This is a genomic window from Actinomadura sp. NTSP31 (assembly GCF_041951385.1).
Classification (GTDB): domain Bacteria; phylum Actinomycetota; class Actinomycetes; order Streptosporangiales; family Streptosporangiaceae; genus Spirillospora; species Spirillospora napierensis.
The window spans coordinates 42,111-52,984 of record NZ_JBGNUT010000018.1; the positions used below are offsets into that span (position 1 = coordinate 42,111).

Genomic DNA, 10,874 nt, shown 5'->3' on the forward strand with positions numbered 1-10,874 from the left:
TCGTCCCGGACGCCGCGGACCGCTCCCGAGCGGCGTCCTCCCACCATCGACCCCAACCCTCGGAAGGGAGGACTTCGTGCGGGATCGTTCCTTGTCCGCGGCGCTGCTCGCGCTCTCACTGGGCTACTTCGCCCTGGGCACCGCCTCGCTGGCGGTCGTCGGCCTGAGCAACCCGATCGGCCGGGACCTGCAGGTCCGGCCGGCCACGGTCGGCACTCTGGTCACCGTCTTCGCCCTGGTCTTCGCCCTGGCGGCGCCCGCCGCGACGATCGTGCTCGGGCGGATGTGCCGCAAGCGCGCGCTGCTGCTCGGCCTCGGCCTGCTGGTCGCCGGCGGGGTCGCCGCGGCCGCCGCGCCCGACTACCCGACGCTCTGCGCGGCGCGCGTGCTGGCGGGGCTCGGCGCCGCGGTGTTCGGCCCCGCCGCGTCCGCCGCGGGGTCGGCGATCGTGCCCGCCGAGCGGCGGGCCCGCGCTCTGGCCACGGTCTTCGCCGGGATGACCGCCGCCTCCGTGCTCGGCGTCCCGCTGGCCTCGTCTGCGGGGGACGCGCTCGGCTGGCGCGGCACGATGCTGAGCGTCGCGGCGCTCACCGCCGTCGCGTTCGTCCTGGTGGCGGGCTTCCTTCCCGCGGTGGAGCCGGAGCCGGCCCCCACCGTCCGGGCGTTCGGCGAGACGCTGCGCGCCCGCGGCGCGCTGCCGATGGTCGGCACCACGTTCATGGTCATGACCGCGCAGTTCACCGTGTACGGCGTCGCCGGGGCCTACCTCGCCGACCGGTTCGGGGCCGCGCAGGGCACCGTCGCGCTGGTGCTGTTCGGCTTCGGCGCGCTCGGGACGCTCGGCAACGTCCTCGGCTCCCGCCTGTACGCGAGGCTCGGGGGTTCGGGGACCGTCGGCGTCGCTCTCGGCTGCTTCGCGGCCGGCTTCGCCGCGCTGACCGGGATCCCGGGCTCGCTGCCGCTCGCCCTGCCGCCGCTGGCGGCGTGGGCGTTCGCGAGCGGGCTGTTCATGGCCCCGCAGCAGGCCCGGCTGGTCGAACTGCTCCCCGAGCGGCGCGGCATCCTGCTCGCGCTGAACGCCTCGGGCCTCTACCTGGGCATGAGCCTCGGCAGCCTCGCCGGCAGCGCCCTCCTGCCCGGTCTCGGCGCGCGTCCGCTCTCCGCCCTCGCGCTGCTCCCGCTCGCCCTGGCGGCGGCCGCCCACCTGGCGTCCGCACGCCGTACCCCGCACGTCCGGGCCGTCTCCGAGAGCCCGGTTCCCGTCCACCACTGAAAGGCCAGCCACATGTCCCAGTTCATTCGCGACTACATCGAGACCGTCTGGAACCAGGGCCGCACCGAGGAGTCCGAGCGCTTCCTCGCCGACGACCTCGTCCAGCACAACCCCCACCTGCCGAACGGGCGCAAGCCGCTCGCCGACTTCATCGACGGCCTGCGCGGGCAGCTGCCCGACCTGCGTTTCGACGTCCGCCGGACGGCCGCCGAGGGCGACCTCGTGTTCGTGCACAGCCTCTTCACCGCCGAGCCCGGCGCGCGCGGCACCGCCGTGATCGACGTGTTCCGCATCGCGGACGGGCTGATCGCCGAGCACTGGGACGTGCGCGAGGACGTCCCCGAGGCCACCGCCAGCGGCAACCCCGTCGCCTGACCCGCCAGGAGCACACCATGACGGACCCTCTGGAAAGACCCCTCGAAGGCAAGGCCGCCATCGTCACCGGCGCCGCCACCGGCCTCGGCGCGCGGATCTCGGTCGGCCTGGCGTCCCGCGGCGCCTCGGTCATCGTCAACCACCTCCCCGAGCAGGCCGCCGCGGCGGCCGAGGTCGTCGCGCAGGCGGCGCAGGAGGGCGGAAAGGCCGTCGCGATCCCGGCCGACATCGGCGACACCGAGCAGCTCGGCTCCCTTTTCAGGGCCGCGGCCGACCAGTTCGGCGGCACGGACATCCTGGTCAACAACGCCGTCCGCCCGATCCTGAAGCCGATGGACGAGGCCACCGAGGAGGAGTTCGACGCGTCCTTCCGGGTGAACGCCCGCGCGCCGTTCTTCGCGATGCAGCTCGCGGCGCGCCACATGCGCGACGGCGGGCGCGTCATCAACATCTCCTCGCATACGACCGGCCTGTTCTTCCCCCGCTACGGCCTGTACGACGGCGCGAAGGGAGCGCTGGAGCAGTTCTCGCGCGTCTTCTCCAAAGAGATCGGTCACCGCGGCATCACCGTGAACGTCGTGTCGCCCGGACCGACCGACACTCCCGAGTTCCGCAGCCGCCCGCCCGAATTCATCGCGAGCCTGGAGCGGATGACCGCCTTCGGGCGTATCGGCCGTCCGGACGAGATCGTGAGCGTCGTCGCCTTCCTCGCCTCACCCGAGGCCGGCTGGGTGACCGGCCAGAACATCCGCGTCAACGGTGGAGTCGTCTGACCACCACAGCACGCGGCAGCCATGGCGTCCCGGAGCATTCCGGGGCGCCATGGCGCACTTGCCGAGACCGCACCGACGGGGTCCGGTTGACATCGTTCACAGTCAGCATGCTACGTTCCTTGTATCATTCACTCTCTGAACGATTAGAAACGAGAACGATGATCGATCAACGCACCGTGCAGCTCGTCTTCGCCGACCTGCAGGACAGCATCGTGGCCCTGAGCAGGACCAACGCCCCGGAAACCATCAGGCGCTCGGCCGGGGTGCTCGGCGGGATCGCGCAGACGCTGGACATCCCCTTCACCGTGTCGGTCGCACCCCGGCCCGGCGGGCCCGGCGTGATCGCCGAACTTCCCGAAACGCCCCCCTTCGTGCGCAGCGGACCGTGCTGCTGGGACGACCCGGCATGGCGCGAAGCGATCGACGCCGAGGCCCGCAAAACGCTGGCCATATGCGGCGTGACCTCGGAGATCGTGGTCCTCCACACCGCGCTCGACGCCCTGGCCGACGGCTATGACGTCATCGTCCTGGTCGACGCGAGCGGCGGCCTGTCGGAGCGGACGGAGAACGCGGCACTCCGCCAGATCGAGGCGGCGGGCGGCACCGTGACATCGGTGGCGAGCTTCGTCACGAGCATGGTGCGCGACTTCAGCAACCCCACCGGTCGCAACGTCATCACGACACTGCACGACCTGATTGGCTAGCGATCACAATCGCGGCTCTAAGGCCTCGGAAAGGGATCCCATGAAACTCGCACCCGGTCTGCATCGCCTGGGCACCGATCTCGTGGCGAGTTACCTCGTCGACACCCCCGATGGCATCACCCTCATCGACGCGGGACTGCCCGGCCACTGGCGAGACCTGCAACGCGAACTCCGGTCCCTGGACAAAACCGTCGACGACATTCGCGGACTCGTGCTGACCCATGGCGACTCCGACCACATCGGCTTCGCCGAACGCCTGCGAAGCCGGCACGGCGTGCCGGTGTTCGTGCACGCAGCCGACGCGGCCCGCACCCGCACCGGAGAAAAGCCCAAGACCGCGATGGGCCCCATGCGCCTCGGCCCGACGCTCGGGTTCTTCGGCTACTCCCTCCGCAAGAACGGCCTGCGCACCCGCTACGTCACCGAAGTCACCGAAATCGGCGACGGCGACGTCCTCGACCTGCCCGGCAGCCCGGCCATCGTGGGCATGCCAGGGCACTCGCCCGGAAGCGTGGCGGTACACGTCCCCCTCGCCGACGCCGTCTTCGTCGGGGACGCACTGACCACACGACACGTCCTCACCGGACGCAAAGGCCCCCAGCCGGCGCCCTTCACCGACGACCCGGCCGAAGCACTCTCCTCCCTCGACCGGATCGCCGACCTGCCGGCGTCCTGGGTGCTCCCCGGCCACGGCGCCCCCTGGCGCACCTCGCCGGCCCAAGTGGGAGAAGCGGTGCGGTCGGCATCAGCCGATGCTCACCCATGAACCGGACGCCCACTCGTTGATCACCGCTTCCCGACAGGACGGTGATCCGAGCGTCGCGCTGCTCACCTTCATGTCGACCTTGCCGAGCAGGCTCAGCTTCGCCGCACCGTGGCGCAGGTCGTGGAACCTGAGCCGCAAGGCGGATCCGTCTTCGCGGGTGGACACTCGTCCTGGGGCCACCCCAGGCTTCCGGGCCTGCCGCATTTCGTGGCGATGATGGTCGGCACGGTCGCGGATCTGTTGAATGTCCGGGCCGTTTGCGTGAACGGCCGGGAGGTCTAGCGGCACGCGATTAATCCCGTGGCGAACCCCATCTCCGGTGTCCCCGAAAGGGGGGACTCGTCACCTCGGCGACGCCTGCCGCACACTCAGTGGATCTTCATATCCCCGCAGGAGTGCCCGTGAAATTCAAGAAGACCAAGATCGCCGCCGCCTCCGTCGCCGCCGGCGTCCTCGCGCTGTCGGTCGCCACGCCCGCGCTCGCCTACGACCAGAAGGTCAGCACCGATGACGGCGACCCGGGCGGCCGGGTCGAATGGACCGCGTACGGCGACGTCGTCAAGGTCTGCGACATCGAGGCGGACGGCTGGGCCGCCAAGGTGTTCGTCGGCTACTTCGTCTCCGGCTTCCCGCCCGTTCACGACTCCTACAGCCTTCAGGCCGGCGGAAACGGCACCTGCAAGACCGCGCGCGCCTCGGACGGCGGCTCGCACGACCTGCCGGAGGGCAAGCAACTCAGCATCACCGTCTGCCTGGCCGACTCCAGCCACCCGCAGGGGACCTACTGCGACTGGATCGAGCCCTACAACAACAACTGACGCGGACATCCGGGGAACCGGCGGCCGATCGTGCCGCCGGTTTCCTGCTGTCCCGCCTCAGCCGAGCGCGCCGTCGCCAACGGCATCGGGGGCTTCTACGGCAGCTGACCTCAGCCCCACCTCTCGCCGCCTGACAGGGCGGACCGCGACCGTCGCGGTCCGCCCTGTTCGCGTGCCCGGACGGCGCCTGGCGGCAGCACGGCGGGCGGACCCCGGAAGTCCCCACTTCGGGGGACATGTGCCCTCAGATTAGGGGACATGTCCGCGGGCGCCCGTCGCAGGATGATGGCTGCAGCCAGGCCGGCCGGCTCCCACGAATTCAGCTCCCGCTCCTTTGGCCGGCATGGCTGAAAGCACTTTCACGAGCATTCATCGCTGCAAGCCTTGTTGAGGGGAAGACTGTGGCGTGGAGTCAGCTGTTGCTGGTCGCCGTCGGGATTGTGGCGGGCATTGGATGTACGGTCGTGAGCATCGCTTCGCTGGTCTCCTATCCGGTTCTGCTCGCATTGGGGCTGCCGCCGATCATCGCCGATTCGACCAATACGGTCTCGCTCGTGTTCACCGGTGTGGGTTCGGCGATGGGCTCGAAGGTCGAGTTGAACGGTCAGTGGCGCCGCGTCGTCCAGCTGAGCCTGATCAACGCCGTGGGCGGATGCGTCGGCGCGTCGGCGCTCCTCGTGACCTCTCCCGAGGTGTTCAACTACGCGATCCCCGTGTTCGTCTGCGCGGCGTCGATCCTGCTGCTCATGCAGCCGAGGCTCCGCGAGAGGCGAAGGCCGGACCGCCGTGGTCCGGGTCCGCCCGCGCTGTTCGCCGGCATCTTCGGGGTGTCCGTCTACACCGGCTACTTCGGAGCCGCGGGCGGCATCATCGCCGTCGCGATCCTGGGCGCCATGATCAATGAACCGATGGTCAAGCTGAACGCCCTCAAGAACGTGACCAATGTCTTCGCCAACGGCATGGCATCGGTGATCTTCATCATGTTCGGTTCGGTCCACTTCGCGGCCGCCATTCCACTCGCCGCCGGGTTCTTCGTCGGCGGCCGGATCGGCCCGCGGCTGGCCCGCGGTATGTCCGAGGGCCTTCTCCGGAGCATGGCCGGCACCATCGGCCTGCTCTTCTCGGTGAAACTCGGCTCCGATTTCTACATGTGAACGGGGGTGGCGAATGCTCGGGAGAACGGCCGACGCGGTCCAGGTGCTGACCGATCGGGTCCGCGCGCGCGGCGACGCTCCGGCGGTGACCGTCGTGTCCCCGGACGGCGACCGCTCACGGTCGTACGCGGAGCTGGACGCGCACGCCCGCAGCGTCGCGCGCTGGCTCGGCCGGCGCGGCGCGGCCGGCGACCGGGTGCTGCTCCTCTACTCGGCCGGGCTGGAGTTCGCGGCCGGCCTGCTCGGATGCCTGTACGCGGGCATGGTGGCGGTTCCGGCGCCGCTTCCCGGCCATCGCGGCCAGGTGCGGCGCACCGGCGGCATCGCCGAGGACGCCGGCGTCTCGTTCGTCCTGACGGACGCGCGCTCTCTCCCGGAGGTCACGAGCTGGACGGAACGTGACCTGCCCGGCGTCCGGACGCTGGCGATCGACCTGGTGGACGCCGGCGACTGGGAGCCGGTACGGGCGGACGGGTCGACCCTCGCCGTCCTCCAGTACACCTCCGGCTCGACCGCGGCGCCCAAGGGCGTGATGATCAGCCACGGGAACCTGCTGCACAATGCCGGCGAGCTGGCTCGGGCGTTCCGGCTCGACGGCGACACACGGTTCGGCGGCTGGATTCCGCTCTACCACGACATGGGGCTGTTCGCCCATCTGGTCTTCCCGCTGCTGTACGGCGGTTCCACCGTGCTCATGGGCCAGGTCGCCTTTCTCAAGCGGCCGCACCTGTGGCTGGAGATGATCTCCCGGTTCGGCCTGACCTTCTCGGCGGCGCCGAACTTCGCCTTCGAGCTGTGCACCCGGCGGGTGACCGACGACCAGCTCGCCGGGATCGACCTCTCCGGCTGGCGCATCGCCGTCAACGGGTCGGAGCCGGTGCGGGCCTCCGTGCTGGCGGCGTTCGCGGAACGGTTCGCGCGGGCGGGACTGCGGCCGGAGACGCTGACACCGGCGTACGGGATGGCCGAGGCCACGGTCTTCGTGTCCGGTGCCCCCGAGCGGGCCCCCCTGGTCCGGCGCGCCGACCCGGCCGCGCTGGAGCGGTTCGAGCTCCGCGAGGCGAGCGGCGACGGCGACGGCGACCGTGACGGCGGCGGCGCCCGTGAACTCGTCAGTTGCGGTCGGGTCGCCGCCGGCCTGGAGGTGCTCGTCGTACACCCCGAAACCGGCGAGGCCCTGCCGGAGGGGAGGATCGGTGAGATCTGGCTGCGGGGCGGCAGCGTCACCTCCGGCTACTGGCGCGACGCGGCGGCCTCGGCCGAGATCTTCGCCGAGCCGGGATTCCTGCGGACCGGCGACCTCGGCGCGCTCGTCGACGGGGAGCTCTACGTGACCGGGCGGATCAAGGAGACGCTCGTGATCCGGGGCCGCAACCTCTACCCGCAGGACATCGAGCACGAGGTGCGCCGCCACCATGCGGAGCTGAGCTCGAGCGTCGGCGCGGCCTTCACCGTGCCGGGGGAGGGCAGCGACGAACTCGTCGTGACGCACGAGGTCCGCGGTCGCCGGGTGGACGTCGGCGAGCTGGCGGGCGCCGTCCGGGAGACCGTGGTGCGGGAGTTCGGCGTGTCGCCGGCCCGCGTGCTGCTGCTCCGGCCGGGAACCGTGCGCCGGACGACCAGCGGGAAGATCGAACGGGCGACGATGCGGGCGTTGTTCCTGGCCGGCCGGCTGAGCGACGCGCGCGGTGACGACCAGGCGCCGCCGCGATGACGGCGGTCGACCGGCTCGAGGCGTCGTTGCGGGACCTGGAGTCGCCGGGGCGCCCCTTCGCGGCCGAGGCACTCGCATCCCTCGACGCAGCCGAGGCGTTCCCGGAGCGGGCATGCCGCGCCCTGGACGGCCTCGGGCTCCACCACCACTACGTGCCCGCCGGGTACGGCGGCAGGCTCACCGACCTCGCCGAGCTGATGTCGCTGGTCCGCGTGGTCGCCCGCCGGGACCTGACCGTCGCCGTGGCGCACGCGAAGACGTTCCTGGGCGTGGCCTCGGTCTGGGTCGCGGGCTCGGACGAGCAGTGCGCGCGCGTCGCCGGCCGGGTGCTGGCCGGCGCGCCGGTGGCCTGGGCGCTGACGGAACCCGCGCACGGCAGCGACCTCCTCGCGGGCGAGGTGACCGCGACCGGGCAGGGCGATTCCTGGCGGCTCGACGGAACCAAATGGCCCATCAACAACGCGACCCGCGGTGAGCTCGCCTGCGTGCTCGCGCGAACGAGTCCCGCGGGCGGCCCGCGAGGCTTCGACGTGTTCCTGGTGGACAAGCGAGACCTCGCGCCGGGATCGGTCCGTCACCTGCCCAAGGCGAAGACGCACGGCATTCGCGGCGCCGACATCAGCGGCATCGCCTTCGACGGGGCCGTGGTGCCTTCGGCGGCCCGGGTGGGCCGTCACGGCGCCGGGTTGGAGACCACGCTGAAGGCGCTGCAGCTCACCCGGACGGTCTGCGTGGGTCTCTCGCTCGGCGCCGGCGACCACGCTTCGCGGCTCGTCCTGGCCTTCCTGCGCGAACGCCGGGTGTTCGGCCGCGTCCTGGGTGATCTGCCGCGGATCCGGCGGCTGCTCGGGGAGGCGCTGACCGGCCTGCGCCTGGCCGAGGTCACGGCGCTCGCGTGCGCACGGGGCGCGCACGCGCTGACCTCCGAGCTCAGCGTCGGATCGGCGATCGCGAAGGCGCTCGTGCCGTCGCTGGTGCAGCGGTCGATCGAGCGGCTCGCCGAGTTGCTGGGCGCGCGGGCGCTACTGACGGGGACCTACGCCTGCGGCATGTTCGCCAAGCTGGAGCGGGACCACCGGATCGTGGGCCTCTTCGACGGCAGCACGGCGGTCAACCGCCATTCGCTGATCACGCAGTTCCCCCGGCTGGCCCGGGGGCTCGGCGCGGGGGAGACCGCCGGGCTCGACGTCGCGCTGACCCGGTCCGCTCCCGTCGCCGACCTCGAGCCGCGGCGCCTGAGCCTGTTCTCCGCCGACGGTTGCAGCGTCGTGCGCGGCCTGCCCGCGGCGATCGACCGCGTGGCGGTCATGGCCGCCGAGGGCGAGGCCACGCCGGCCCTTCTCGGCCTGGTCCAGGAGCTCGGCAAGATCGCGGTGGACCTGCACGAGGCGCTTGCGGCCTGCGGGCCTGCGGGTACCGGGGCCGCGCCGTCCCACTTCGCCCTCGCCGAACGCTACGAGCTGTGCTTCGCCGCCGCGGCGGCGCTCGGCATGTGGTTGCGGGACGTCCCGCCCAGGGACGAACAGTCGCTGCGGGCGTGCCTCGCCCTCGTCCTGGACCGGCTGGAACCGGCGGGCGGCGCGCGGGATCCGCGGCTGTTCGACAACGTCGCCGAAGCGGCTCTGGAGCGCGCATGACGGCCCGGGACCGCGTGCGGACGCTCACGGCGATGCTCGGCGACCCGTGGGACGAGGACAACCCGACCGGATACGCCCAGGTGCTGAACGCCGACGAGCGGGCGGAGACGCTGGCGGCGGGGGAACGGGTGCTCGACCGGTTCGCCCTCAACGCCGAGCTGGTTCCGAGCGCCGCCGGCGGCAGGTTCGAGCGGCTGGACGACCTGGTCGAGCTCATGCGCGTGGTGTTCCGGCGCGACCCGTGCCTGGCCGTCGGTTACGGCGTCTCCAGTTTCCTGGCGAGCGTCAATGTCTGGGCCGCCGGGGACGAGCGGCAGCGAGGCTGGTTCGCCGACTTCCTGCTGGACAACCGCAAGGCGGCGTGCGCCTACCACGAACTGGCCCACGGGAACGACCTCGCGGCCGCGGAGTTCGAGGCCGCGCTCACCGGCGACCGCCTGATGCTCAACGGGCGCAAGGAGGTCGTCGCCAACGTCCGGCGCGCCGAGGCCATGGTCGTGTTCGCCAGAACCGACCCCGGCGGCGGGAACCGCGGGTTCTCCCAGCTCCTGGTCGACCGGTCGGCCCTGGATCGCGGCCGGATCGTGGATCTGCCGCGATACGGCACGGTGGGCCTTCGGGGCGTCCAGCTCGGCGGCATCGAGTTCCGGGACTGCCCGCTCGGCGTCGACAGCGTGATCGGGCGGACCGGGAGCGGCGTGCGGACCGCGCTGACGTCCTTCCAGGTCACCCGCGTCGCGCTGCCGGGCATGGCGACCGCGATCCTGGACTCCGCCCTGGGCGCCGCGCTGCGGCATCTCCGGCGCCGCATGCTCTACGGCCGCACGGCCGCCGACCTCCCGTACCAGCGCCGCGTCCTGGTCGACGCGTTCGCCGACCTGCTGATGTGCGAGATCGTCACGATGGCCGGCGCCCGGGCGGTCCATGCCCTGCCCGGCTCGGCCGGCGTGTACGCCGCGGCGGTCAAGTACGGGACGACCCGGACGCTCATGGCGGCGGTGAACCAGCTCTCCGTCGCGCTGGGGTCGTACTTCTATCTCCGCGAGGGCGAGTCGGGGATCTTCCAGAAGCTGCTGCGCGACCTCCAGCCGCTCGGCGTGCTGCACGCGTCCAGTGCCGCCTGCCAGCTGACGATCCTCCCGCAGCTTCCACGGATGGCCCAGCGGTCCTGGACGTCGCCGCCCACCGTGCCGGGCGAGCTGTTCGCCTCCGGCGGCGAGCTGCCACCGCTGTCGTTCGACGCGCTGCGGATCAGCGGCTCCGGGCAGGACCCCGTCCTGCCCCTGGCCGGTCTGGATCCCGGGATACCGGAGATCCGCCGGGACGTCGAGGCGCTGACGGACGAGCTGCGGGCGCTGACGGCCGACTGCGCCGGGCTGCCGACGACCGAGCTCTCCGTGGCGGCGAGCTCGGAGACCTACGACCTGACCACGCGGTACGTCCGCCTCCTGATGCTCGCCTGCTGCCAGGGGTTCTGGCACGAGCACCGCGACGACGGAACGTTCCTCGGCGACCCGGCCTGGCTGATCGCCGTCGTCACCAGGCTCACCGCGAGTGAGCTTCCGCCCGCCGTGGAGCAGCGCCTGTTCGCCGAGTTGCTGAGGCGCGCGGACGAGGACCTGGGCCTCGGCCTCCACCCGACCGGACCGAAGGAGTAGCG

General features: G+C 71.9%; 11 protein-coding genes. 10 read left to right on the top strand and 1 reads right to left on the bottom strand.

What is annotated here, in order from left to right:
• Positions 1 to 76 precede the first annotated feature (76 nt).
• The 5 genes from ACA514_RS28240 (at position 77) to ACA514_RS28260 (ending at position 3,891) form a co-directional block, all read left to right on the top strand.
• On the top strand, positions 77 to 1,273 hold the full coding sequence (locus tag ACA514_RS28240; RefSeq protein WP_375044270.1) for an MFS transporter: 1,197 nt from the start codon (positions 77 to 79) through the stop codon (positions 1,271 to 1,273).
• 12 nt (positions 1,274 to 1,285) lie between these two features.
• Positions 1,286 to 1,648 (top strand): nuclear transport factor 2 family protein, encoded by a 363-nt coding sequence (locus ACA514_RS28245; protein ID WP_375044271.1) that lies wholly within the window; start codon positions 1,286 to 1,288, stop codon positions 1,646 to 1,648.
• Between the two features lie 17 nt (positions 1,649 to 1,665).
• Positions 1,666 to 2,421: an SDR family oxidoreductase gene (locus tag ACA514_RS28250; RefSeq protein WP_375044272.1), complete on the top strand. Its 756-nt coding sequence runs from the start codon at positions 1,666 to 1,668 to the stop codon at positions 2,419 to 2,421.
• 158 nt (positions 2,422 to 2,579) lie between these two features.
• Positions 2,580 to 3,125, top strand: a complete 546-nt coding sequence (locus tag ACA514_RS28255) for an isochorismatase family protein (RefSeq protein WP_375044273.1) — start codon at positions 2,580 to 2,582, stop codon at positions 3,123 to 3,125.
• Positions 3,126 to 3,165: 40 nt separating this feature from the next.
• Positions 3,166 to 3,891 (top strand): MBL fold metallo-hydrolase, encoded by a 726-nt coding sequence (locus ACA514_RS28260; protein WP_375044274.1) that lies wholly within the window; start codon positions 3,166 to 3,168, stop codon positions 3,889 to 3,891.
• Here ACA514_RS28260 and ACA514_RS28265 read toward each other — a convergent pair.
• Positions 3,871 to 4,029: a hypothetical protein gene (locus tag ACA514_RS28265; protein ID WP_375044275.1), complete on the bottom strand. Its 159-nt coding sequence runs from the start codon at positions 4,027 to 4,029 to the stop codon at positions 3,871 to 3,873. The two genes, ACA514_RS28260 and ACA514_RS28265, sit on opposite strands and share 21 nt — an antisense overlap.
• Before the next feature lie 263 nt (positions 4,030 to 4,292).
• On the opposite strand from ACA514_RS28265, the gene ACA514_RS28270 reads away from it, so the two are divergent.
• The 5 genes from ACA514_RS28270 to ACA514_RS28290 all read left to right on the top strand — a co-directional run bounded on the left by ACA514_RS28270 (position 4,293) and on the right by ACA514_RS28290 (position 10,872).
• On the top strand, positions 4,293 to 4,709 hold the full coding sequence (locus ACA514_RS28270; RefSeq protein WP_375044276.1) for a hypothetical protein: 417 nt from the start codon (positions 4,293 to 4,295) through the stop codon (positions 4,707 to 4,709).
• 419 nt (positions 4,710 to 5,128) lie between these two features.
• Entirely contained in the window at positions 5,129 to 5,863 is a 735-nt protein-coding gene (locus ACA514_RS28275) for a sulfite exporter TauE/SafE family protein (RefSeq protein WP_375044277.1), read from the top strand.
• A gap of 13 nt (positions 5,864 to 5,876) precedes the next feature.
• Complete coding sequence (locus ACA514_RS28280; RefSeq protein WP_375044278.1) at positions 5,877 to 7,577, top strand: fatty acyl-AMP ligase; 1,701 nt, start codon at positions 5,877 to 5,879, stop codon at positions 7,575 to 7,577.
• Complete coding sequence (locus ACA514_RS28285; RefSeq protein ID WP_375044279.1) at positions 7,574 to 9,214, top strand: acyl-CoA dehydrogenase family protein; 1,641 nt, start codon at positions 7,574 to 7,576, stop codon at positions 9,212 to 9,214. Before ACA514_RS28280 ends, ACA514_RS28285 begins: the two co-directional genes overlap by 4 nt.
• Complete coding sequence (locus ACA514_RS28290) at positions 9,211 to 10,872, top strand: acyl-CoA dehydrogenase (protein ID WP_375044280.1); 1,662 nt, start codon at positions 9,211 to 9,213, stop codon at positions 10,870 to 10,872. Before ACA514_RS28285 ends, ACA514_RS28290 begins: the two co-directional genes overlap by 4 nt.
• Positions 10,873 to 10,874: the final 2 nt, after the last annotated feature.

Bases quoted from the DNA above. Each gene is read 5' to 3' on its own strand.
- ACA514_RS28280 (WP_375044278.1), top strand. From the start codon at position 5,877: ATGCTCGGGAGAACGGCCGACGCGGTCCAGGTGCTGACCGATCGGGTC.
- ACA514_RS28255 (WP_375044273.1), top strand. From the start codon at position 2,580: ATGATCGATCAACGCACCGTGCAGCTCGTCTTCGCCGACCTGCAGGAC.
- ACA514_RS28290 (WP_375044280.1), top strand. From the start codon at position 9,211: ATGACGGCCCGGGACCGCGTGCGGACGCTCACGGCGATGCTCGGCGAC.
- ACA514_RS28245 (WP_375044271.1), top strand. From the start codon at position 1,286: ATGTCCCAGTTCATTCGCGACTACATCGAGACCGTCTGGAACCAGGGC.
- ACA514_RS28260 (WP_375044274.1), top strand. From the start codon at position 3,166: ATGAAACTCGCACCCGGTCTGCATCGCCTGGGCACCGATCTCGTGGCG.
- ACA514_RS28285 (WP_375044279.1), top strand. From the start codon at position 7,574: ATGACGGCGGTCGACCGGCTCGAGGCGTCGTTGCGGGACCTGGAGTCG.
- ACA514_RS28250 (WP_375044272.1), top strand. From the start codon at position 1,666: ATGACGGACCCTCTGGAAAGACCCCTCGAAGGCAAGGCCGCCATCGTC.